This window comes from Streptomyces deccanensis, from assembly GCF_022385335.1.
Taxonomy (GTDB): Bacteria; Actinomycetota; Actinomycetes; order Streptomycetales; family Streptomycetaceae; genus Streptomyces; species Streptomyces deccanensis.
The window spans coordinates 3,893,313-3,916,647 of sequence record NZ_CP092431.1 but is presented as its reverse complement, the minus strand read 5'-3'; the positions used below and the strand labels follow the sequence as shown (position 1 = coordinate 3,916,647).

Here is a 23,335-nt window from a genome sequence, read left to right as displayed (position 1 = left end):
TCACACATGACAGCTTCTACGCGTCAGGTCGTGGAACTCCTGCTCGCGCATTTTCGTGATCTCGCCGCAGACAGCGCTGTCCAGGAATTGGTCCAAGGGCAGACACAGGTCCATGCGCTGAATACAGACACCTACGTGGAAGGTCCCCTTGGGATCTCGGTAGAGACGAACCCCGTAGTAGCCCTCCTGACAGTCGGTCGGGTTGTTGAAGCGGCAACTCGTACAGGTCTCCGGTAGGCGCACCTGACGAATGTGCTTGGCCTTGATCGATCTCCCGTCGGGCAGCCGGTACGAGACGCGAAACCCTGATGCTCCGGCGATGAGGTGGATCTCCTGTGGCACAGCTCGGAGTTCGACGAGTAGCTGGTCGATGGCGTCCAGGGACGCGTCGCCGTCCGCGAGTGACGACAGGACCCGTAACGACACCTCTGGGGCGTATCGGTCGAGCAGCCGGTGTACCCGCTCCACGTGACTGTGGTCGGGGACCACCACATTGGCGCGCACATCGATTCCCTCTTCAGCCGCCACCTTGATCGACTGCTCCAGGGCTTCGATCTTGCGTCTCGCCAGGGAGACCGACCTGTACCGCTCGTTCTGCACCTGTGCCAGTTCCTTCGGTGAGGTGCCGAAGATCGAGAAGTTGACGCGGTCCAACCCGGCCTCCGCGCAGCCAGGAAGAATCCTTGCGCCGTTCTCGCCATTGGAGGTGACTCCCACGCTGTAGCCCTCCTCCCTTGCCAGGGCCACGATCGCGGAGAGCTTGGGATGCAGCGTCGGTTCGCCCCCTGTCAGGTGAACCTCTTCGAACCCCAGGGCGTCACGCAACTCCCGCAACGCAGTGCGGAACGTCTCGTCGGGGAAGACGGGCGCTGCCGTGAAGCGGGCTCCATTGGTCGCGAGGTAGATGGAGACACGTTCGGAGCGACCGACGGCACCGAATTCGCCGGCGACCCGGGCGTGGTTGTCGGCAGCCACCGGCGTGCCCTCGTTATGGCAGAACGTACAGGTCATCCCGCAGGCGTCGATGACCTTCACTCGCAGGGTGCGGTCCATGGTGACCCGCACGGGAACGTGATCTCCGATGCCGGTCAAGGCGCGATGCTCGAACACGACGTGCAACTCCTTCGTCGGAGACATGACGGGGTTGGAGCTTCCGTGCCTGCCTGGCTTGGGCAGTACGGCAGAGGCGGCTGGCACGTCTGTCTGACACGGTGTGCAGGGGATGGGCGCGCCATGCAGGGCCCGAGGCCGAGGCGGCCGGGCGACTGCAACGACCCTAAGGAAAGCCGCAGTACGGCCTCAATGAGATTGCGGGAAGTTGCGGCGGGTCATCCCAGGGCGTTGATAGCAGTGTTGATCAAGGACCGTGCCGCGTTGCCATGGACCGCCATTTTCATCAGCTCCCCGAATGCCATGCGGTAGTCGGCGAGTTCGCGTGGCTGCACCACGTTGATCTCGGCTGTGAGGGTTTCCACGACGCTGCGAGTGCCGTCATGGAGATAGAAGGCCTCCAGAGGCCACATCGTCCTTCGAACGGTGAAGGGGATGACACCCAGGGAGACCGAGGGGAGTGGCATCACGGTCAACAGATGCCTCAGCTGGCCGACCATCGTCTCGGTGTCTCCGACGCGGTAGCGCAGCACGCTCTCCTCCATGAGTACGACGAACCGGTGTCCGCCCTCGTAGAGGAACCGGCTTCGGGCGACGCGGGCGGCGACGGCCTCGGAGACGTCGTTGGGGGTGCCCTGAAAGTCGGTGATGGTCTCCATCAGGGCCGTGGCGTAGGCAGGTGTCTGGAAGAACCCGGGCACCACGTTGGAGACGTACGCGCGGGTGACGGCCGTGTGCGCGTAGAGGTCGAAGAAGCCCTCTTGGGTCTTGCGCATACCGGTCTGGTGGTGCCTGCGCCACTCCACGTACATCGAGTCCACGGCGCGGGCCGTGGCGATCAGATCGTCGGCCTGGTCGGTGGCGCCGCAGGCGGCGCACCAGGCACGGATGTCCGCGTCGCTGGGCTGCACCTCGGCTTTCTGGATGCGCGTGGTCTTCGCTGGGTGCCAGCCGCACCGGGTCGAGAGCTCCTTCCCGGTGAGGCCGGCGTCCTTGCGGAGGTGGGTCAGGCGCACGGCGAGCGCCGCACGGGCTGCTTGAGCGCTGGACGAAGGGGAGGTGGGCATGGGGCGGGCAGGGATCAGACGGTGTACTTCGCGTGGTCGACGGCCCGTCCCCATACGGCCTCGAACGCGTTGGCGCACAGCTTGACCACAGCGGGGTCCTCGCTGAACTCCTTGGGCGGATCTGCCCAGTCACCGTCTCCGGTGAAGATGTTGAACTGCACCAGACGGTCATCGATCAGCCAGAAGTCGGCCCCTGGCAGGGCGAGGTCCACGGCCTGCCGACGTGGTAGCCAGCGCACCCGTTCGCCCGCCTCGACATTCAGAGTGGTGGCGGCGTGCTCCCAGCGGATGTAGTCCGTCACGGGCTCGGAAACGATCCTGGCCCGACGCATCACCACACCACGGCCCACGGCCTCCCGTACGATGCCCAGCCAACTGGGCCACCAGCGCGCCGTCGGGTCGAGGTGGACCTGCCCCGTGCGCTTGAACTCCTCGAACTCCACGGCTTCGTCACCGACTCCGTACGCGTCGCGCATCTCCAGATGCACCGCGCTGCTACGCGCGCCGGCCAGCAGCTCAGCGAAGCTCGGCACGCCGCTCTGCGACATCGCACGCCTCCCTCAGAATCGGCACCATGCGGGCGGGGATACGGATCACCGTCTCATGGGCGGGAATCCCCACCGCGTGCCCGGCGACCCACTCCGTACCGCTGACCAGCGCCTCCAGCACGTCCTCGGCCTTCACGCCCTGGAGCACCAGGTCAGCCGTCTCCTCCTCCACCCACACCGTAGGCGACCCCTCGCCCCCGGTGTTCGGGTCGATCCCGATGAACTGTAGGTCCATGGTGCCCTCCCGGCCCAAGGCAGTTGCGCGTTCTTGCGTACGACGCTTTCGGAGGCGGAGGCGAACGTCAAGAGCTTGTGTGAGTTAGGGAGTTTATGGCTTGAATGCATCACCCCCAGCTGAGGCAGCCCTGACGTAACTGCTCATTGGTCATGGCATCGTGCATGGCTAACGACGCCCACCCCCCTCACGAGCCACAACTCCCTCTTTACTTCTGCCCGGCAGGCGCGATGCGTGCTGCCTACTACATTGCGTCGAAGTCTGCGATCAGGGCTGTGACCCGCGCCGGAGCCTTGTTGAGGAGGAAATCGTCGATGAACACCACGGGAACATTCCGGCCATCAGATGCGGCAGCGTCGCGCACGACCCTGATGCGGGCAGACTGCAGCGACCCGTCGGCGGCCTCGAACGGACTCTTCGCCGCGACCCAGACCCGCTCCTCAAAGAGGACGGCAGGACCTGTGCCCCCGAGGTCGTCCACGAACTCCGCGTCTTCGGAAGGGAAGTCCGAAGCCCAGTTCCGCAGCAGCCCCGCGGCGCGTCGGGCGCGCTGATCGCTTGCGACACCCTTGCCCTGGAGGATGGCGAGGAGATCGCCGGCCAGTCGCCAGTCGAGCAGGCTGTGGTACGCCATGTTTGTGTAGTCGCGGAGGCACTGGTAGCACGAGCCTCGGCAGTCGCGACCATGCGCTCCTGCGGCGAAGGCGGCCAGCATTCTGTTCGCTGTAGCCATCAGTTGCTCGAAGACGTCGCGCTCAGCGAGGTGCGTGCAGTAGCCAGCACCGTTGTCCAGGGTGTCAGAGAGGAAGGCGAAAGTGCGGGCCTCACGGCTGCCGGATCCTGCTCCGTGGATGCCGGACGCGATTTCGTTGGGCTGTACTTGGAGGATTGAGCCCGCGGCGATTCGGAGTAGGGCAGCAAGCGAGTACCAGGCGGCCCGCCTGCCTGAGCGGTCGTCCGGGAAGCCGGTGCTCTGGGGCACGGACGTGAGGTTGAGACGCAGGCCGAGAACGGGGATCTCGCCGGCCTGAGGTCCGAGGAGGAACAGGTCGGTGTGCTGGGTAGCGCCGATGGCTGTGGTCAGCGGTTCCTCGTCGGCTGCAATGTCTTTCGTGAGCCAGGGAAACAGCTCCGCCGCCCCAGTCTCCACGTATGCGCCGGACCAGCGTGCGGTCGGGGTGAGCTTCGCGAAGCTGAAGAGCCGACCGCCGTTGTCGTTGATTGCGAAGCGCTCGCCCTTGCCCGCGTGGACGACCATTCCTGCCGTCGCGATCTTCTCTGGCGCGCCACGCTCGAGATCGGCGGCCGTGCGCGGTGCCAGAGACCTTGCACGCCAGGCGAAGTTGCCATCGAAATCGCGGGCCCTGCCGCCGGAGTAGAAGCCGGCTGGTTCGCGGAGTTCGATCTCGCGGTAGGACCCGTCAGCAGCTCCGCAGGCGCGGCAGGGCTGTTGGGGCGCGTTGTCTTCCTGTACTGGAGATATTTGCACTTCGTCCGCAAGGTGTCCGCAGGCGCGGCAGATACCGATGGGGATGGACTGCCCGAGCGGCTGATCCACGGCTCGCGGGGCCCTGCCCGTCGGCTCGAACGCGACCACTCCGGTAGCGGTGTGGACCTGTCCGTCCTTCACGGTCTCCGCGCCGGGTGCGAACTGTGAGATGGCGATGTCCAGAGAGCGGTCGACGACTCCGCTCGGTGGCCACGGGTACGAGTCGTAGGGGCGCTTCGTGTACAAGTACCGGGCCGACGTGGGGAATCCAAACATTGGCAGCAGGCCCGACTCTGCAAGCCGCTGGCTGAGCTCGTGGTGGCCGCTGGCTCGGTCCGCGATCCGTGCAACGCGGTCGACAAGCTCCGAGGCAACCCATTCCGCTGCCTCGGCCGGAGACCATACGCTCCGGGTCCAGTCGGCGAGGGCTCCAGCGAGCCTCCGGATCTCGGCCTCATGCGACTTGATCCAAGCGCCGACGGCCTCGCTGACGACGTGCCAGTCGGCGCAGTGCCCGAACTGCCCGTGGACGTTGCGGGTCGGATCGATCCCTGCGTCGTCCTCCACTGCAACCTGCACTGCGTCAAAGGCCCGGCGCAGCACTTCCGCGGCGAGGACCCTCTGGTAGATGTCCTTCATGTCGGTGGACAGGTAGGGCCGCGGGGTCGCGTCGTTGGTGATGCGCTTCGGGTCTTGGAAGTAGTACTCGTCGTGGCTGCGACCACGGCAGACGGTCAGAGCGAGAGCGACCGGCGAGCTGCGGCGTCCGGCGCGTCCCACACGCTGCTGGTAGTTGAACCGGGTCGGGGGCATGTTGGCCATCAGAACTGCGGACAGCGGGCCGATGTCGACACCGGCTTCCATCGTGGTGGTGACGGAGAGGACGTCGAGAGTGTCTGGGAGCTCGTGCTCTTTGCCATCGAGGAAGATGCCCTGGAAGCGGGCTTGGCGGGCCTGAGCGTCGAGGCGGTCCGTCTGGCCGGTGAGTTCAGCGGTGTTGAGCCGGAAGTGCCCGAACTGCTTGCGTGCCATCCAGGCGTAGTAGTCGGCGTCGATGCTCTCGTACTGCTCGGACTCTGCAGGCAGGGGCCGTCGGCATTTCGTGCAGATGCCGACGCCCGGGTGGAGGTGGCGGCGATTGCATGTGGAGCAGGTCCAGGACACAGCACGGCCGTGGCGCAGCGCGACGTGCTCGGGTTGGATGACGTACTTGAGGACTGCAGGCCCCCAGATCCGCTCCACTGTGGCCTGGAGGTCGTCCGGGTCCTGACCGAGGTAATCGGCTGCACTGGCCCAGAAGTCCCGGAGCTTTTTTGGTGGGTTGTCTGCAGGTTTGCGCAGTCCGGCGAATCGGCGCATGTGGCCGAGGATCCGCAGGCTCGTCCGGGCCAGGGCGACATCCGACGCCCGCTCGGCTTCGAGTGGCGCCTGGTCGGACGCGAGGGTGAGCCAGCCCAGGCCGAGAGACTCGAAGTCACGCCCGGCGCTGCCGAAAAGGCCGCTGAGCAGCTCGGTACTGAGGGATTCGCGCATGTCCTGGCGCAGTTGTTCCTGACGCTCGCTCAGGACAAGGCTGGATTCATCCCGTACTCCGCTGCCTCCCCCGTCCGGCCAGCGGTACAGCGAGGTCCAGGGCTGCAGCTGAGAGCCTTTCTGGTAGGCCGTCTGCTGGAGGGATGCCTTCGGCCCACCGGGATTAGCGCCGAGTTGCACGAGGCGTTCAGCAACGGCGGCGGCGTGGCTGTCGAGACTGGGCACCCGGCTCAGAAGGCCGTAGAGCGCGGCCTCCTCAGCCGGGTCGGGGAGATCGTCGTCAAGGTCGTCGAGGCTTGCTGCAGCCTGGGGTTTCTGGAGCTTCTCCCACGCGTCGTACGTATCCCGGTCTCGAGCCCTGAGCCGGTCGCGTGCGGCCTTGGCCGTCTCCCTGTCCACAGGGTTGTCGGGCGACTTCCGGTAGAAGCCTGATACGGCGGCGAGGTCTGCCACAGGGTCGCCCTGACCCGCTACCTCCTCGGCGAGGAGCAGGCGCAGCAGGTCCTGGTAGTGACGGAGGCCAAGGCCGGCTGAGAGCTTGGCCGCATCCTGCCGACTGTCGGAGAAGACGACGGCCTGCCGGTTCGGGAGGAGCGAGAGGATCCCGGTGGTAAGGACCTGGTTGACCTTCTCGAAACCGGTGCGCATAGACCGCACCGGCGTGCGCATGCGGCGCGGGTCGCTCAGGCTGAGGTGCTCGCTTCCGGCCTGCCGCAGCTCCCAGTCGTCGCCGCACGAAGGACACTGGGTCGGCGCCGCGGGAAGGTGGTCGGCCTTGAGCCGAGCGCTCCCCCTCTTGGACCGGGGAACGCTGACATGGAACGACCAGCCGGTGTGGTTGCTCTGGTTCCGGAGCATGCCAGTGCGCGGGTCGTACTTGCTGCGCTTGAACTCAAAGCTGGCGCTCAGCACCCCCTTGTCGGAAGTGGAGTCCCAGGCGAGTTTGTCCGTGGCCGGTTCGTCCTTGCGCGGCCAATAGACGATGTAATTGGCCGCGCTCGGCCCTAGAGCAGCAGCGTCAGGAAGCGAGTCGAGGTCGGGCAGGTCGGCGAGCAGGCCGGCTTCGAAGGGACGTCCCTTGGTGTTCCGGAATGCCGATTCGGGCGCGTATCCGCCGAGGAAGGCGTCTCCGCAGTTCTGGCAGTAGAGGAGTTCGAGAACGCGGGCGTCGCAGCTGCACCGGGGAGTGGGTCGGGAGTACAGCTTGCCGACGGTCCTCTCGGCGCCCTCCGGGCGCGGGGCATCAGGGCATGCCGGGTCTGAACAGGCCCACACTCCGGGGATGTTGCGGAAGAAGAGATGCCCGCGAAGCTTGGGCGTGTCAGCGGCGGCCGAGCTGCGCAGCGCGGCGAGAATTCCGCGCATCGCGTCCGTCTGGGTTGAAGCATCAGCGCCTGGGAAGAGCCGCGCGGCGACTTCCGTGTCGAAGTCGGCGATGAGCCGGTCGCCGTCACGCAGAGCATTGACGAACGCATCGGCTGCTCCTGTGTCAGCCAGGAGCCGTTCAGCCTCAGCAGGTTCCGGGGCGGTGCCGAGAGCCGCGTACGCAGGGGCGTGCTCGGAGATATCGGTGCGTGTGTGGGGTGGCAGTACGAGTTGGCCGCCGAGAACCTCGAACCGGTCGCGGTTAGCGCCGAAGAATTCCTGCAGGAAGTCCAGGTCGCGGGGAGCTTCGAGGGATGCGGACGCCGCGAGGATCCGGAACTTCTCTGGCTTGTCGTCCAGGCCGAGCCTGTGGCGCAGGTTGCGCAGGAGGAAGGCGATCTCGGTGCCTGCGGTGCCCCGGTACATGTGGAGTTCGTCGACAACCAAGGTGAAGCGGGCGTCCGGGACTTCCTCGAGCCAGCGGCGCGTCTTGTCGAAGATGCCCGACTCGCGCGATCGCATCAGCATGACGTTGAGCATGCTGTAGTTCGTGATCATGATGTCCGGCGGGGCCTGGATCATGTCCCAGCGGGAGCGCATCTCCGCGCCGTCGAGCCTCGGGATGAAGAACCGGCCGTCTCCGGTGGCCTTCTGCGCTTGGCTCGAGCGCTCTTCCGTCGCGGCGAACTCCTTGCGGAGCGTCTTCACACCGGCGGTCGAGCCGAAGTCGCCGGGGACCGGCGTCGCTCCGGTGTACCGGCCGAAGTAGAAGCGGTGGCCGGGTCGTGATCGCGCAAGCCACGCCCGGACCTCGTCGCTGTCGAGGGCCTTGCGCAGGCGCATCATCTGATCGTCGACGAGGGCGTTCATCGGGTAGAGGACCAGAGCGCGCACAGCAGCCAGCCTGCCGTTCTCTCCCGCCCGCTGCGGCTGGTACTCGCCGTCTGGTGACGCCCACCATCTGTTGGACGGCAGTGTTCCAGCCGACCATGCCTCGGATTCCCGGACGAGGTCGGCCAAGATGGGCAACATGAACGACTCCGTCTTGCCGGAGCCGGTGCCTGCCGTGACGACGACGTCACGCCCATCGCGGACCGCAGCGGTGAGGGCTTGGTGCTGGTGTTCGTAAAGCGACGGAACACCCTGCAGCAGACCGAGCTGCACCAGTTCCGCGAGATCGGGGTGCGCACCCGCTGAGCGGACGGACTCAGTGATCCCCGCGTCCACAGTGCCGTATCGCGGGCGGACTTCCAAGAGAGGGCGTCGCCACGCCCCGCCGTCCACATCGAAGAGGCTCTGCCGTTCCTCTTCCAGGTGCTGGTCAGCGAGGCCGAACGGCGTGTTGTAGTAGCGGAAGAGTGCTTCTCTAAGGTGTTCGAACGACCCCAGGATGTCGACGTCCCGGCCGCTGCTGTGGGGCTGTTCCGCGACGGAGTCACTCATCATTCTCTCCAAGGTGCTGTCCGAGTGAGTCTGCGATCCTGATTGCCACGGCCTTGGGCACGTTGTCGTACGCCAGGTTCTCGGCATGCGCATTGATGCGCGGCGCGAGGCCGGAGCACATGACAGCCACGCGCCGGTGCAGGTCGGGCAGAGGGTAGCCCCAGTCGACGTAAAGGGTTCCGAACCTCTCCCGCCCGCAGTCCTTTTCGGGCAGCCAGCGGAGCACATCAGCTTCCGGGTTCCGGGACTCCAGGACGGAATACACCCCTTCCTCGTGGCTGGTCTCGTACCACTCGCCGTTGCGCAGAACTTGGCATACGCGCTTGCCTTCGCGCTGCTTGAGCCGGTAAAGGCCATCCCCCTGGGGACGGCCTGCAGGCTGGTATTCCCGGCGGTCCAGGTTGTACTGCTCCAGCGGTTGCCCGAACTCCGGTGCAGAAGTCCGCACTTCAAGTCCGAGAGGTGGAAGCAGGGCAGCGCCCTGAAGAGCGAAGCAGGATGTGTACTCGGCTCCAAGCTCGGTCGCCCATTGCGCCAGCCCAGCCTCGTCGTCGAACTGGACGATTAGCGAAACAGGAAGAGGGATATCCCGAGACGGACGCGCACTGGGCACCCGGAAGAGCTCCACCAAGCCATCTTTCACGGCCTGATCGAGGCGATCGTCGAAAGCAGCCGTCCGACTCCCGGCCAGCACGGCCAGCCCTCGGGCGTGCGGCAGGCGCGTCAGTACGGGTGGTGCCGCGGACCAGCGCCTGTTGCGCCAGTCGATGTCCATGTGGCCGAGGGAGACAGCATCGCGCAGCCAGCGGCCCGCCGCACCCGGCTCAATGTCCGGGCAATATGTGGATGCGAGCCACCACATGCCCTGCTTGACGTCGGACAGCGCGCCCGCTCCCCGCTCGCTCACCCAGCGCAGCAGCAGGTCTCCTGGATCGGTCATGAGGCTCCCCGCTTTCCGGCGATTGCTTCCGCCGCCGCTACGTACCCGAGCCAGACCGGGGCGTGCGAGCGCTCGGCGGCGCTCAGGATCGCATGTGCCCAGGCGTAGTCGTCGTGGGATGGCGCAGGGTCGGGAATGTCCTCTACTGCGGCCAGTGCCCGGACGGACCACCGGGCAGCCGTCCGGTAGACCAGCCACACATATCCTTCCGGCACCTCGACCTCGAGGCAGGAGCCGCGGGCCTCTTCCGGCAGCCGTGACACCATCCACGCTGGGACCGACTGCTGCTTGACTCTGCGCGCACTGCCGCGGTGATCGATCAGCACTGCTTCCAGGACATCACTCCGCACAAGCTCGGTGCGCGGCAGCCTCTTGCTGTCCGGTGCATAAGCACCTCGGATAGCCGCGCCGGAATCGCCGACCTCGCTCAGTTTGCGCTGGGCGGTGCCGTTGCAGTCGTACCCGAGCATCCCGGTCCCTGGCGGAAGCCCGTCGTGCAGCCCGTCGTGCAAGGTGAAGACCTGGCTGCTCTGTGCAGTGCCTACCTCGTGCTCCCCCTCGTCAAGAGGGACGAGGCGCAGCGGGAAGGGAATGCGGGGGTCTGCACGCAACTTCTCCGTGCAGCCGTCGAGCACGACCTCCACGAGCCCGTCCGGAGATTCACTCGCGGGCAGCAGTAGATCCGGGCCGCCGCCGCGGAGGAAGTGTCCTGCAACGCCGGAACCCACCCGGTACTCGGTCGCGATGCGGAGCCCGCCAGACAACTCGGCGCGGTGCCGGATCTGGGGCTCAAGGACGTAGGAATGCGCTCCACCGCGATCCAAAGTTCTAGCGAAGGCACCCCCGTTGACTGCACGGACGCCTTTGAACAGCTTCCAACCCACTGTCGGCGCCGCCGTCTCGCGGACCGTCCGGCCGCCAAGAGTATTGACCATGGAGCGCACTTCACCGACGGCAGAGTCGGCGGCAAGGATCCAGTGCTGTTCGCCGGGCTCGAAGTACTCGGTGCTCACCCACTCGCCGAGGTACGGGTGCATCCGCAGGAGCACGACCTCCTGCGGCACCCATTCGAGGACCAATGCCTCACCCTCGAGACGTACGCCGTGAGCCAACTGCTGAGGGGATGGCCGGAGGGACTCCAACCCTCCGTAGACGTCGCCGTACTCCTTGCGGAGCGTGAAAGTGCGCCCGCCCGGCAGACAGACCTCGGTCTCGGGGGTCGTTTCGACAGCCTCGGCCAGCCAGTCCAGTCGCCTTCCGCGGTCGGCGACCATGAGCCGGAGCCCGAGCGCCCGGCGCCGGTGCCCGTGCTCCGGCTCGTGGAGGGTACCGTCCCAGTCATCGGCAAGTCGTCTGAGAAGACTGGTGATGAGGGTCTCTCCAGTGTCGGCACCCTTTGAGAGTTCCTCCATGAGCCGGGGGGACAGGTGCCGTTCCCGGCCCGCTGTCCAGACCCGGAGCCGCCGCAAGAGCTCTCGGCCCGATACCTCGGTTCGATTGCGCGGCCGCAGTCGAGTCGTGGCGAAGAAGCGGGTGAGGACCTGCCGATCCGAACCGCGTACCAGCGCCTGCGAGATAGGGAACCCGATCTTCCAGTAGAAGTCGTCAGTGCTCACCGTGCTGGTGCCGAAGAGTCCGCCCGTTTCCTGCAGCCAGCTGTCCAGCTGTTCCCACATTTCAGCGACGTCTTCGAACGCCCTCCTCAGCTTGTTCGCGCGGTAGCCCGACAACGGTTCGTCGAATACCTGAAACCAGCGCTTGTAGAAGTTGCTTCTCAGCATCCCGTCGGATGAGGCCATGCGGGTAGCGGCCAGTACGGACAGGGCGAGTACCGGAAGGCTAGGCGGTGGCCCCTCGATTCCGCTGTTCACCCATTGCGCATCCTCGCGCTGGACATGGGTGAACAGCGGTCTTTCCGGGTCGCCCCAGTTGAGTTCGTCGGCCACGGCCTGGGCCAGACTTGTTTCGATGCCGTAGAGCTCGGCGAGCTGCCGTTCAATCTCGTCATCGACATAGAGAACGGTGCTCCGTAGCGCGTGGTCCGCGCCGAAGAACTCTGTAGAGAGCACTTCGTGCCATCGCCTGTACGCCGCTCTCATCAGCCTTACCGCTCCCCTCCGTATCTGCCTACCCAGCCTGCGGCGGAGAGCGCGCACTCAACCGCCGGGAGGGAGATGGCGTAGCTGTTTGTCCGCGATACAGGGCAAGCGGAAGGAACGCACTTGGTGCTATGCAGGACAATTAGCCTACTGCGGAAGCTACTTGCCAGCACGCATATGCACAAGATCCATCACCTGGCGTAGTTGTTTGGTAGACGGCGTGTTCGTCGGGCCGGGCAGTGCGCATAGCGGCGGCGGATGCCATACAAGGCGGGGCCGACGGCGCAGACGGAGCTAAGAGGTCGTTTTCACCTGGACTGCCCGCGTTTCTAGCGATTCTGAGGCCGTCGGGTTGTGGTGCTCGTGCTGCTGGAGATGCGGGTTGGGACTTGCTGGTCAGGCGGGGTGGCAGGTGAGACGTGAAGTGGCTTGTGCCTGTCTCATCCCAGGACGCCCGGCCTTCGCGGCCGCGTGCTTCCGTTGTCGTCGCTGTGCGCCTGGGCGCACTCGGCCCGCGGCGGTACGCCTGGAGCATGCCGACGCGACGCCCGTATCCGAGCGATCTGTCCGATGCCCGCTGGGAGTTGGTCGAGCCAGTGCTTGCGGCCTGGCGCTTCGAGCGCCGCGGCAGGGCCCTGGACTTCGGCCGGCCGCCGGAACATGACCTGCGCGACATCATGGACGCGATCTTGTATGTGGACCGGACCGGGGTTCAGTGGCGCTACCTCCCGCACGACTTTCCTCACTGGAACACGGTCTACGGCTACTTCGCCAAGTGGGCGGACGAGGGCGTGTTCGCCCAGCTCAACGGATTGCTCCGGCAGCTCCTGCGGGAGAAGGAAGGACGGGACGGCGAGCCGTCGGCCTGCGTGATCGACGCCCAGAGCGTCAAGACCTCCACCAGCGTGCCCGCCGCCGGCCAGGGCATCGACGCCGGGAAGAAGATCGTCGGGCGGAAGCGGAACATCGTCACCGACACCCTTGGACTTCTGCTTGCCGTGCTGGTCACTGCGGCTAGCGTGCAGGACTCCACCGCCGGCGCCCGGCTCCTGGACCAGGTCGCCGCCGAGCATCCCGGTATCCGCAAGGTATGGGTCGACGGCGGCTACCGTCAGCACCTCGTCGAGCATGCCGCCGTTCTCGGCATCGACATGGAAATCACTGCCCGCACACCCGGGACCCGGGGTTTCACCCCGATACCCAAGCGGTGGGCGGTCGAGCGGACCTACGGCTGGCTCATGCTGCACCGCCGCTTGGCCCGCGACTACGAAACCCTCCCCGCCCGCTCCGAAGCCGTGATCCACATCGCCATGACCGACCTCATGGCCCGCCGCCTCACCAGCGAGAACACCATCTCCTGGCGTGACCCGACAAAGCACATCAATCAGCAGTTTCCTGGATGAAACAACGGGAGAAAACGACCTCTAAGGCCAGGAGGACGGCGCCAGCGATCTCTGCGGGGGTGACCGCAGACGGGCCGAAGGGAAGCGCAGGCGCAGGCATGCCAACCTGGTGGCTGAACGCCAGGGCGGGAAGCCGATTGATGGGTTCACGCTGGCGGCGAGGAGCGCGTGTGAGGTGTCCCATCCAAGGTGTCTGTGACCACCATGCTGTCCCCGGGCGTTCGGGTCTCTCGTGCTCCATGAGTGAACGGGTATGCCTGGGCGGGTGCCGATCTCCAGCAGGGCAGTGCTTGGGGACGCGGAGCGTCTGTCGCCGTGTCCTGTACCTCGTCGTGCCTCAGGTGGCCGGGCTGAGACCGGGCTACGGCAGGTTCGCGTCCACACAGCCCGGTGCCAGCGAACAGCTGGCTGCGACAATGTGTTCACTTCATCGCAGCAGCCACGAACCGGACCCAAGCCTTCGTCGACACAGTGAGGTGGGCGAAGTCTGGCCGGTTGGAGTCCCGTATCAGTACGCCAGCCGGGACGATGGCAGCCTCTAGGCACTCGGTGGCGTTTGCGCCGCTATAGGACGACTTGAACCATGCGCGGGCTGGGGCGGGCGGGGGGACTGGCAATTCATAGCTCCTTACGGATTCGGTGGATCAGGGATGATGAGGCCTCCATGTCCAACGCTTGTGCGCGGAGGTACTCGAACGCAAGTCGATAGCGCTCCAGCTCCTCCTCCTTCTCCAGAAAGAGGGAGCCGGTGTGAAGGTCCACGTACACGACGTCGAGTGTCGGGTCCTTGCCTCCGAAGGTCACGAAACTTCCGAGGGCGGCCGCATGTGCCCCTTTGGAGAACGGCAGCACCTGCAGTGTGATGTGAGGAGACTCGTTCGCTTCGAGCAGCCGACCGAGCTGCTCCTTCATCGTCTCCGGTGAGCCGACGACCCGCCGGATCACCGACTCGTCGAGGATGGCCCACAGGCGAGGAGGCTTCGGGCGCCTGAGGATCTCCTGCCTTTTCATGCGGATGTCCACGAGCCGTTCGATCTCTTCCGGCCTCAGGGGCACCTCGTTGGCCTGCTGAAGTGCCGTGTTGTAGGCACGCGTTTGCAGGAGTCCGGGGACGTATACGCAAGAGAAATGATCTTCGTGAACTGCCTCGTCCTCAAGGGTGAGGAGGAGGTTCATGCTCTCGGGAATGGAGTCGGCAAAGGAGTTCCACCAGCCCTGCTGCTTGGCGTCCTTGGCAAGGTCGACGATGGCCCTTCGCTCTGCCTCTGTGGCCCCGTACTGACGGCACAACGCCTCGACCACGATCCACCGGACTGGCCCGGCTTGAGTCTCATACCGGCTGACCGTTGCCTTGGACACCCCCACCAGTCGTCCTGCCTCCTCAAGAGTCAACCCCTTTCTCGCCCTCAACTTCCGCATCATCGCTCCCAGTTGGCGGCGTCGAGTGGTGGTCCGGACGGACATGGTTCTCCTCTACGCGAGTTCGGGCGGTCGCCCAGGGAACGCAAGCAGGCTAGGCAGCGACGACTTGAAGGGCCAACAGGTTCACTCGATAGATGCTCATGAGAAGTTACATGGAGAGATTTCTCTGTGCCATGCTCTTTGCAGACCGCTACGCAGCGCAGTCGTTCAGGTACGGCTGGTGCAGTGCCTGTGTGGCCTGGGTGGGAGGAGTGGCCGTGCCTGGCTACAAAGTCACCGAACCTCAGCTCCGTTGTGTGCTCCCCTTTGAGGCGGAGGCGACGGAGGTATCTCTGCTCCGTAAGGCAGCTACCGCGCAGCTCAGCCAGTGGGGTATGACAGGGAACGTCGAGGAAGTAGCGCTGCTCGTTACGGAGTTGGCGACCAACGTCCTCAAGCATGTCGGCGACGGTTCGTCAGCGACCTTGATCCTTGAAGCGGGGAGTGAACGGCTCCGGGTAGAGGTCCACGACCAGAGCCGCGTGATCCCGTCTCCCAAAACGGCGGACTGTGACGAAGAGTGCGGTCGCGGCCTGCACCTGCTGGCGGCTCTGGCTCTGAACTGGGGGGCGGACCAGACGGCCGGAGGTAAGGCTGTGTGGTGCGAGGTTCTGCTTGACCCTGCTCGTGAGTGTCGTCGTATTGCGCGAGCCGTCGGAGCGTTGGCGGACTATCGGCGAGTTCGCGGTGGAGTCATCGCGCCGGGCGGCCTTGAGTCGGTTGGACTTGAGGCGTCAGCCGTCGAGCTGATCGCCGACCTGCTCCACTGGACTGCGTCTCGCGGCTGCGATCCTGACGACATCCTTGATCTCGCCCAGATGCACTACGAAGCCGAAGTTGACGCGGCCTAGTGGCTGCCGTGCTGTGCGGCCTTCCGTATCTCGTCCCGAAGGTCGTCGGGAGTGCGCCAAGATTCTCCAGGACGGCTCGTGTGGCACATGCGGTGGCAGTTGGCGCACAGGCAAGCAAGGTCGTCGAGTTTCGTCTTTCGGGTGCCCGAGATGAACAGGGGGGTGACATGGTGCACTTCGATGAAGCCCTCGCCGATGCCGCCGTAGACACGGGCGAAGTCGAACCGGCAGACCTCGCATCTCAGCGGCTTGCCGCTGTTGAGTACCTGCTGGATCTTCAGCTTGCGCAGCTTCCGATCTCGCTCGCGGATGAGTGCCCGGCGCACCAGCAGCCGTCCCTCGATGGCGGTGAACCCGTCGTCGTCAACTTCATCTGGCTGCTGGGGGAGAAGCTGAAGCTCGCCAGAGCCCAGACTCTCCTCGATGGCCTCGGCCGCCTGGAGCATCTCAGCTTCACGCTCAGTGAACGCTTTGATCATCCGGCGGGTAGCTTCGCCGCCCCGGGTGCCCTTTCCGGAGTAGGGCTCGTAGTTCGTTGCGAAGTCACTGGTCTTGCGGCTGACGCTGTCCGGCGAGCGGAATTCGGGCAGCGCGCGGGCTTCCGGGCTGTGCAGCGGCAGCGATCGAAGCAGCTCGGACAGCTCCTGCACCCTCCGGTCGCCAGTCCGCAGTTCGCGCCAGCCGTTCTTTACGACGAGCGCGCCGGCCAGTACAAGTTCATCTTCGATCCACGCAGGACTCCGCATGAGCAATATCGTATGAGTGTTCGGTGTGGCGGAGGGTGTGTTCAGCGAACCCAGGGGCGTACTGCACACTTGGTCTGGTCTCGTTGTCAGTGGGGTCTGTCACCCTCAGTGATGGTGGATTGCAAAATGTGTCTGCCGCTGTACGGCTGCAAGGAGGGGGCATGACCCGCATGAACGAAACCGCGCCTGTGTCAGGGAAGCTCAAGGAGCCCGCGTACACGTCGATCGAGATCTGCGCCGGGGCCGGTGGCCAGGCCATCGGCCTGCACCAGGCTGGCTTCGGGCATCTGGCCCTTGTGGAGATCGACTCTCATGCGGTCGAGACGCTGGATGCCAACCTCAAGAAGCAGGGGTCGTGGGCTTGGGAGAGAGACCACTGCGACCTGCTCTCGGTTGACGTCAACCGCTTCGATCCCGCCGAAGATTTGAAGAAGAGCGGCGAGCTGCTAGCGGAGCGTGGACTGGATCTTCTGGCGGGCGGGGTGCCCTGTCCTCCATTCTCACACGCGGGTAAGCAACTGGGCAGGGATGATGAGAGGGACCTCTTCCCTCGGATGCTGAAACTCGTGGAACTCTTGAACCCTCGCGCTGTGATGATCGAGAACGTTCGCGGGATCATGGATCCGAAGTTCTCGGACTACCGTGACTTCATTAAGGCGCGGCTCCAGGGTGGTTCGTACCGGGATGAGGGCGGGCAGCTGGTGACCGATCGGGGTCTCGGCTACACAGTGTCCAAGTGGGATATTCTGGAAGCCAGTGACTTCGGAGTCCCGCAACTCCGTCCACGAGCCATCCTCGTGGCATTCCGTGACGACGTCATTGAAGACACCAAGTACGAGTGGCCGACTGCCACTCTTGCGGACCCTGTTAGTGTCGCCGAAAGCCTTCAACCGTCCATGCTCGAACGATACAAGCCGTACTTTGAGGGCGTGCATGCGAAGGCCGCGCACGAAGCGTACGACCGCTGGCTTGCGAAAGCGCGGAAGCGTGATGCCGAGCTCAAGGGTAAAGGCGGTGGCATCGCACCGACTCTCGTGGGCGGTTCGAAAAAGCATGGTGGCGCGGACCTTGGGCCTAGCCGTGCCAAGGCCGCCTGGAAGTTGCTAGGTGTTTCTGGCGTGGGTGTCGCCAACGACATCGCAACATGCAAGAAGAAGCAGACTGAGGACCGGGATCTTTTCCGACCGGATGGTCCCATGCTCACGGTGCAGCAAGCCGCCATCATTCAGGGTTTTCCGCCAGAGTGGAAGTTCTCCGGCGGAAAGACCGCGCAGTACCGGCAGGTTGGCAATGCCTTTCCGCCACCTGTGGCTAGGGCAGTCGGCGAGTCAATCATCGACGTACTGCAGGCTGCTCGCGAGCGTGACGAGAAGAAGCGCTGATCATAGATCTACTCGGCCTTGCGGGTAGAGTGACGGCGACTTTCAACTTCGGCTGCGATCTGAGCTGCACACTCCGATGGCGGCTCGTGTTCCCAGAACCGGAGCACCGTCCAGCCAGCCTCCGCTAGACGCTGGTCGGTGTCCCGGTCTCGGGCCATGTTCCGGGCAACCTTGTCTGACCAATAGCCAGCATTGGTTTTCGGCGGTACGTAGTGCGCTGGGCAGCCATGCCAGTAGCAGCCGTCGATGAACACCGCCACCCTTGTTGGGCGGAAAACCATGTCAGCAGTCCGGCGAAGGCCGGGTAGTGGCTTCGCCGCTACCCGGTACCGAAGACCCTTTGCGTGAACCAGCTGGCGGATCAGGCGCTCCGGTGTGGTGTCCCGGCTCCGAATCGCCTGCATATTCCGGCGTCGAGCGGCTGAGGATGCCCATGATCCGGTAGGTGGTATCCAGGCCCGAGAACCTGTCTCCTCGTTTTCCATGGTGACTTTCGATCAGTAGTTTGGCGGAGCGGCGCTCGGCGTGTCTCCCTCGCTCCAGACCGCATAATTGCGGTCGGCGATTTGAGCCGACTTCCGGTTGGGGCGCAGATCGCCTACCTCTGTCACGCGGACAGCCACCCACGTTCCTTTGCTCGGCACAGGCAGATCCAAGCTGCGGGCGATATGTGGATGCTGTCCCTGGTGCCCAAGGATTATGATCCCGGCGCTCCGCAGCTGATTTCGTGCGTCACGTACCCGCTTCAGGCTATCATCCTGGCGAGCTACGGTAAGCACTGTGTTCCGGTTGACAATCCTTCCTTGTGCGCGAGGGCAGCGAAACAATTCATTGGTGCGCGATTGTCCACTCTTTGTATTTTTGAATATCGCCTCCCTATCGGATTCTGAAAGCCTCAGGAGAATATTCTCGGGGAGCCTCCCGTCTGGTACTATCCACCTTATAGCCGCCCTCCCGGCGGCGGATGGCGAGCGTTTCCTGTCTCTGTTCTCCCCGGCATTCATAAGATCATCTCGAATGCGGAGGAGTCCGACCCGGAAGGTTCCTCTGTGGTCGTCGGCCTTAATTAGGAGGCAGATGTGCTGATCTGCCTCTCGGGGGATTGTCCAGTTGCTCCCGATGGTGAACTTCGAATCCACGTCGTGGCCGCATACGGAAAAGTCCATGGATTTTCCGCGGTTAAGCCCGAATTCGGCACGGGTGATAATTTCCACCTTGGTGCCGAGGTAGGTCTTCTCGGTCTTTTCGAGGTCCCGGATGTTGAACCTGCCGGTTCTTTGTCCGTCGAGTACCTCATCAATCGACTGGCGAATTACCTGACCGAAGCGATCCTCTAGGTTGGGCTGTGATTTGAACCACTCGTGCACTTCCAGGAATTTCGGATCAACTTCCGTTGCGGGTGCTGACTGGGCGATGTTTTGGGCGGCTGCGATATCGCGTGAGAACAGGGAATATTCCAAGACGCGCTTCCTTGGCGAGAGGCTTGTTCGAACCTTGTTAATCGGAGCCGTGACACTCCCCATAAACTCGCTCCGACCCGCACCAACATCCCGCTTCCCGCTGAGGCGGCCAAGCCGCCGCCAACCCCCGCGCCGCCAGCGTCGTCGCGTACTGGGGGAGCAGGGTTACGTCGTCGGGGGACGAGCCCTCCGAGGCCGCGAAGGCCTCGTAGGAGGGGACCGTGCCCGTGACGATGCCCAGGTTCGGGGTGCCGGAGGCCGACAGTTCCCGTAGGGAGGACTCTATGGTCGCGAGGTGGGCCTCGTGGGACGGGTATTCGGCGGTCAGGCCGGGGTAGGCCGACACCAGTTCCGACAGTTCCGGCGCCGGCCAGTGCAGGACCGCTACCGGGAACGGGCGGGAGAGGGCCTCTCGGTAGGCGCCCAGTTCCGCTCGTAGGCGGGAGATCTCGGCCTGGAGTTCCGCCGGGTTGTCCGAGCCCAGGGACCAGACGCGCTTGGGGTCGTGGAGTTCGTCCAAGGAGATCGACGACGAGTGGAGGGTGTCCGCCACGGCGTCCCAGTTGTCGTGCGTCGCGCCCAGCATGCGGCGCACCCGGTGGCGGCCGAAGAGCAGCGGGCGCGTGGCGTACGGGGGCTCCTGGACGTCCGTCAGGAGGAGGGTCACGGCCGATGTGAAGGTGTCCTGGGCCGCTTCGAGTTCGTCGTGGGCCTCCAGGGCCTCCGCCACGATCACCCAGGGGGCCGGGTCGCGCGGGGCGGCCGCGCGGACTCCGTCGATGATCGCGCGGGCCTCGGCCTCGTGGCCGTACTCCCAGAGGTTGGCGGCCTTGAGGGCTCGTACCAGGTGGGGGTTGTCGAGAGGGGCGGACGACGACAGCAGGCGGTCGTAGAGGGCTGTCGCGGTGGGGCGGTCGCCGGCCAGTTCCCGGTGGGCCGCGGCCTGCAGGAGCAGGTGCTCGGCGTCCTCCGGGTAGAGGTCGGCGGTCCGCTCCAGGCGTGCCGCTTCGGCGGTGTGGTCGACGTTCTCGGCAGGCGTGTCGGGGCGCATGGACGACACCGTACTGCCGATGGGGGGAGGGATGGGGGTGGAGGTGAGGCGCGGGGAGAGGTGGGAGGGGGCAGGGCCGGGGCGCGCCCGCTCCCACCTCCGCGTCCGGTGGCCCACCCGGCGCCTTCGCGTCCGGTGGCCCACCTCCGCGTTCAGTGGCCTCCCGCTTCGGCCGGCCCAGATCGTCCGGCTTCGGGCGGCCTAGATCGTCACCCCGTCGATCTGCAGCGTCTGCACCGCCCCCGCCGCGAACGGGACCGCCACCGACTTGCCGTTCAGGCGGGTGTCCGAGTACGCGCGGTAGCGGTCGGTGCCGCCCGACGTGTGGGTGTTCCAGCGGGGGACCAGGCCGCCCGAGCCGCCGGTCACCGTCGTGAAGCCCGAGAGGTTGAAGGTGAAGGTCTGGGCCGTGGTCGCGGTGTTGATCGCCACGATCACCAGGCGCCTCGCCGCCGCGTCGTACGCCGCCGCCGTGTAGCTGGAGCCCGCGTCCAGGATCGTCATCCCCGGGCGGATGTGGCGGCTGAACTGCGCCATCACGTAGTACTTCGTCTCGATCGCGCCCGGCTGGAGCGTGTTCGCGTCGTACTTGATCATGCCCCAGCCCGCCGTCGGGTCCATGACCTGCCAGTAGACCCAGGCCGTGGGGTGCAGCCAGCGGAAGTCGTAACAGAGGTTGCGGGCGAGGGTCCAGCCCGAGCCGTCGCTGTCGCCCGTCTCCGAGTTCCAGAGCTTCTTGCCTGCGGTGGTGACGACGTCCGTGTAGAGGAGGTCGCGGCGGCCGCCCGCGCCCTGGTAGCCGTGCACGTTCACCTGGCTGACCAGGGCTTTCGTGGAGGCGTTGAAGGAGTTCCAGGTCGAGCGGGCCGTGTCGTAGTTCGTCTCGTCGGAGGCCGCGATGCGGACCGACGTCAGGCCGCGCGCGTCCAACTCGCTGCGCATGTACGGCAGTACGGCCGCCTGGACCGCCGGGTCCATGTGGCAGCCCTCCTGCGTGCCGGTCGCCGTCCACCAGGAGGCGGCCGGTTCGTTGAAGGGGTCGACCGTCGCGAAGTTCACGCCCCAGTTGTTCTTCGCGTACAGGGCCGTCGCCGCCAGGTGCGAGGCGTGCTGGCGGTAGTTCCAGGTCTGGAGGTTGTTGCCGCCGCCGGAGGCGCCCGAGGGGTTGTGGTTGGAACACATCCACCACATCGGGGAGTTCGCGAAGAGCTCGGTGGTCGCGCCTCGGGCCACCGCCTTCGTCAGGGCCGCGCGCTGGTTCGTGTCCGCGGTCCACTTCCAGGCCGAGGAGGTCGGGTTCTCGTTGGTGTAGTCCTGCCAGAAGCCCTCGATCTGCTTGAAGGCGGGGATGTTGGGGGACTTCACCATCGACTCGCCGTTGATGGAGTTCGAGCTGCACGCGCCGAGGTTGTAGCGGGCGATGTTCATGCCCAGGCCGGGCAGGGCCGTGCCGTTGTACGTGGTCGTCTTCGTGGTGAACCACAGGTCGGCGAAGTCGTCCCGGGCGCCGAAGACATTGGCCCACCAGGCGAGCGAGGTGCCCCAGCCCTCCCAGGTGCCGTACTTGGTGGCCGGGTTGATGGCGATCGTCGCGTCCGCGCTCGCCGTGCCCGTGCCTAGGGCGGTGCCGACGACCGCGCCGCCGGCCGCCGCCAGGAGCGCTCTGCGGCCGAAGGAGGGCGAGTGCCCCGCGGTCCTGTCGGGGGTCGGGGACTCCGCTGTCGGTCTCTGTCGCTCGTTCGTGGGATCGGGGGATGCGGTCATGTCAGCTCCGGGGGATGCGGGTGCCGAGGAGAGGGAAGGAAGCGGACGGGGATCCGCCGCCTTCCGGACTGCTGAGTGGGGACATCGGAAGAGTCAGGGGTGAAAGGTGATGTTGTCGAGAGGTGTGACAGCGCTTTCTCCGATTTCTTCCAATGGTTGTGAGAAGGGGAGATGAAAGTCCCCCGGTCCGCGTCGGGCCGTGTCCGTCCGCTCTGGGTCGCCGCCGAGTGCGCCGTCACCCTCGGGCTCGTCCTCCTCCTCTTCGTCGCTCATCAGCTGTGGTGGACCAATCGGCAGGCCCAGGAAGGGGCGGCCCGGGAGGTGGCCGCGCTGGAGCGGGCGTGGGCGCGCGGGGGCGTCGAGAGCCCGGCGCGCACCCAGGCGTACGCCGTGCTCGTCATCCCCCGAATCCACCTCCGGGCGCCCGTCACCGAGGGGGTCGGGCGGGCCGAGGTCCTCGACAAGGGGTTCGTCGGGCAGTACCCGGGGGCCGCGCGGCCGGGGCGGCCCGGGAACCTCGCGCTCGCCGGGCACCGCACCACCCACGGCGAGCCCTTCCGCCACCTCGACCGGCTCGCGCCCGGCGACGAGGTCCGCGTCGAGACGCGGGACGCCGTCCACACGTACGTCGTCGACCGCACGCTCCCGCAGACCGCGCCCGGCGACGGTGGGGTCCTGCGGCCCGTCCCGCGCAGCGACGTGCGGCCGTCGTACGGGTATCGCGAGCCCGGCCACTACCTCACGCTCACCACCTGCACGCCCGCGTACACCTCCACGTACCGGCTCGTGGTCTGGGGGAAGCTGCGCTCCGTGCGCCTCAGATGAGAGCATGTGCGCGAGAGGCGTTCGACAGTCGCCCGGGATTCGTTCGACAGTCGCCCGGGATTCGTTCGAGAGTCGTTCGAGAGGAGGAGCCGTGATCGCCGTGATCCGTCGCTGGGCCAGTCTTCGCCCCGCCGCGATGCTGCTGGTGCTCCTCTTCGAGGTCGCCGTCCTCGACTCCGGCACGCTCTCCGCCGCTGTCGCCTTCGCCGCGACCGCCGCGGCCGGCTCCGCGTTCGCCGCCTGCGCGCTGATCGCCTCGCGCTGCGCGCCCGTCGTACCCCGTACGCGCGTCCGAACGGCCATCCGGGACCGTGAGCGCCGTACGGCGTTCCTGCCCCAACGCGATCCCGACGCACGCGGGCGTACGCGCCCCCGCGCGCCCGGACGTGCCCTCCTGACGGCCACCGCGTAGGGCACGCCGAGCTTCACTTCCTCCGGCTGAGACCTCCGGACCAGGGACCCGTTGTCCCTGGCCGAGACCTGTGCCCCGCACGCGGGCCGTCGCGCCGAGTCCGGTCATCCGACCATCGCTCCCCGGCACGACGAGACCCCTGGAGGGCTCA

The 23,335-nt window shown here is 65.9% G+C and carries 19 protein-coding genes; 5 read left to right on the top strand and 14 right to left on the bottom strand.

The genetic code is table 11. The annotated features are described in order from the left end of the window. The 7 genes from L3078_RS17425 to L3078_RS17395 all read right to left on the bottom strand — a co-directional run bounded on the left by L3078_RS17425 (window position 1) and on the right by L3078_RS17395 (window position 11,829). Window positions 1-1,110, bottom strand: a complete 1,110-nt coding sequence (locus L3078_RS17425) for a radical SAM protein (RefSeq protein WP_239754721.1) — start codon at window positions 1,108-1,110, stop codon at window positions 1-3. A 218-nt stretch (window positions 1,111-1,328) separates the two neighbouring features. Further along, complete coding sequence (locus tag L3078_RS17420; RefSeq protein ID WP_239754720.1) at window positions 1,329-2,177, bottom strand: helix-turn-helix domain-containing protein; 849 nt, start codon at window positions 2,175-2,177, stop codon at window positions 1,329-1,331. Window positions 2,178-2,191: 14 nt separating this feature from the next. Further along, a complete protein-coding gene (locus L3078_RS17415; RefSeq protein ID WP_239754719.1) occupies window positions 2,192-2,725 on the bottom strand; it encodes a DUF6879 family protein in 534 nt (177 codons plus the stop codon). Then, the gene (locus L3078_RS17410; RefSeq protein ID WP_239754718.1) at window positions 2,694-2,960 is read right to left on the bottom strand and encodes a hypothetical protein; all 267 of its coding nucleotides are present in this window, start codon (window positions 2,958-2,960) and stop codon (window positions 2,694-2,696) included. Before L3078_RS17410 ends, L3078_RS17415 begins: the two co-directional genes overlap by 32 nt. Before the next feature lie 244 nt (window positions 2,961-3,204). Beyond that, a complete protein-coding gene (locus L3078_RS17405) occupies window positions 3,205-8,793 on the bottom strand; it encodes a DEAD/DEAH box helicase (RefSeq protein ID WP_239754717.1) in 5,589 nt (1,862 codons plus the stop codon). Next, a complete protein-coding gene (locus L3078_RS17400; RefSeq protein WP_239754716.1) occupies window positions 8,783-9,730 on the bottom strand; it encodes a hypothetical protein in 948 nt (315 codons plus the stop codon). The genes L3078_RS17405 and L3078_RS17400 overlap by 11 nt, the downstream gene beginning before the upstream one ends. Further along, window positions 9,727-11,829, bottom strand: a complete 2,103-nt coding sequence (locus tag L3078_RS17395) for a hypothetical protein (protein WP_239754715.1) — start codon at window positions 11,827-11,829, stop codon at window positions 9,727-9,729. Before L3078_RS17395 ends, L3078_RS17400 begins: the two co-directional genes overlap by 4 nt. 533 nt (window positions 11,830-12,362) lie before the next feature. On the opposite strand from L3078_RS17395, the gene L3078_RS17390 reads away from it, so the two are divergent. Beyond that, window positions 12,363-13,232 (top strand): IS5 family transposase, encoded by an 870-nt coding sequence (locus L3078_RS17390; protein ID WP_239754714.1) that lies wholly within the window; start codon window positions 12,363-12,365, stop codon window positions 13,230-13,232. Window positions 13,233-13,654: 422 nt separating this feature from the next. Here the strand turns inward: L3078_RS17390 and L3078_RS17385 are convergent, their stop codons facing one another. Next, window positions 13,655-13,849 (bottom strand): DUF397 domain-containing protein, encoded by a 195-nt coding sequence (locus L3078_RS17385; RefSeq protein WP_239754712.1) that lies wholly within the window; start codon window positions 13,847-13,849, stop codon window positions 13,655-13,657. A gap of 1 nt (window position 13,850) precedes the next feature. Continuing rightward, window positions 13,851-14,696, bottom strand: a complete 846-nt coding sequence (locus L3078_RS17380) for a helix-turn-helix domain-containing protein (protein WP_239754709.1) — start codon at window positions 14,694-14,696, stop codon at window positions 13,851-13,853. Window positions 14,697-14,806: 110 nt separating this feature from the next. Here L3078_RS17380 and L3078_RS17375 point away from each other — a divergent pair, with 110 nt between their 5' ends. Further along, window positions 14,807-15,544, top strand: coding sequence for an ATP-binding protein (locus L3078_RS17375; RefSeq protein WP_239754707.1), 738 nt, complete (start codon window positions 14,807-14,809; stop codon window positions 15,542-15,544). Here L3078_RS17375 and L3078_RS17370 read toward each other — a convergent pair. After that, on the bottom strand, window positions 15,541-16,290 hold the full coding sequence (locus tag L3078_RS17370) for an HNH endonuclease (protein WP_239754705.1): 750 nt from the start codon (window positions 16,288-16,290) through the stop codon (window positions 15,541-15,543). The genes L3078_RS17375 and L3078_RS17370 overlap by 4 nt on opposite strands. A 161-nt stretch (window positions 16,291-16,451) precedes the next feature. Between L3078_RS17370 and L3078_RS17365 the strand changes: the two genes are divergently transcribed. Further along, window positions 16,452-17,672 carry a DNA cytosine methyltransferase gene (locus L3078_RS17365; RefSeq protein WP_239754703.1) on the top strand — a complete coding sequence of 407 codons (1,221 nt, stop codon included), beginning with the start codon at window positions 16,452-16,454 and terminating at the stop codon, window positions 17,670-17,672. 8 nt (window positions 17,673-17,680) lie between these two features. Here the strand turns inward: L3078_RS17365 and L3078_RS17360 are convergent, their stop codons facing one another. From L3078_RS17360 to L3078_RS17345, 4 genes are all read right to left on the bottom strand, one after another. After that, window positions 17,681-18,157 (bottom strand): very short patch repair endonuclease, encoded by a 477-nt coding sequence (locus tag L3078_RS17360; protein WP_275593149.1) that lies wholly within the window; start codon window positions 18,155-18,157, stop codon window positions 17,681-17,683. Between the two features lie 12 nt (window positions 18,158-18,169). Beyond that, window positions 18,170-19,132: a NaeI family type II restriction endonuclease gene (locus tag L3078_RS17355; RefSeq protein ID WP_239754699.1), complete on the bottom strand. Its 963-nt coding sequence runs from the start codon at window positions 19,130-19,132 to the stop codon at window positions 18,170-18,172. 37 nt (window positions 19,133-19,169) lie between these two features. Next, window positions 19,170-20,183, bottom strand: coding sequence for an SEC-C domain-containing protein (locus L3078_RS17350; RefSeq protein WP_239754697.1), 1,014 nt, complete (start codon window positions 20,181-20,183; stop codon window positions 19,170-19,172). A gap of 201 nt (window positions 20,184-20,384) precedes the next feature. Next, window positions 20,385-21,947, bottom strand: a complete 1,563-nt coding sequence (locus L3078_RS17345) for a glycoside hydrolase (protein WP_239754695.1) — start codon at window positions 21,945-21,947, stop codon at window positions 20,385-20,387. A gap of 171 nt (window positions 21,948-22,118) precedes the next feature. On the opposite strand from L3078_RS17345, the gene L3078_RS17340 reads away from it, so the two are divergent. Beyond that, on the top strand, window positions 22,119-22,772 hold the full coding sequence (locus L3078_RS17340) for a class E sortase (protein ID WP_239754694.1): 654 nt from the start codon (window positions 22,119-22,121) through the stop codon (window positions 22,770-22,772). A 100-nt stretch (window positions 22,773-22,872) separates the two neighbouring features. After that, complete coding sequence (locus tag L3078_RS17335; RefSeq protein WP_239760356.1) at window positions 22,873-23,184, top strand: DUF6412 domain-containing protein; 312 nt, start codon at window positions 22,873-22,875, stop codon at window positions 23,182-23,184. The last annotated feature ends 151 nt before the right edge of the window (window positions 23,185-23,335 follow it).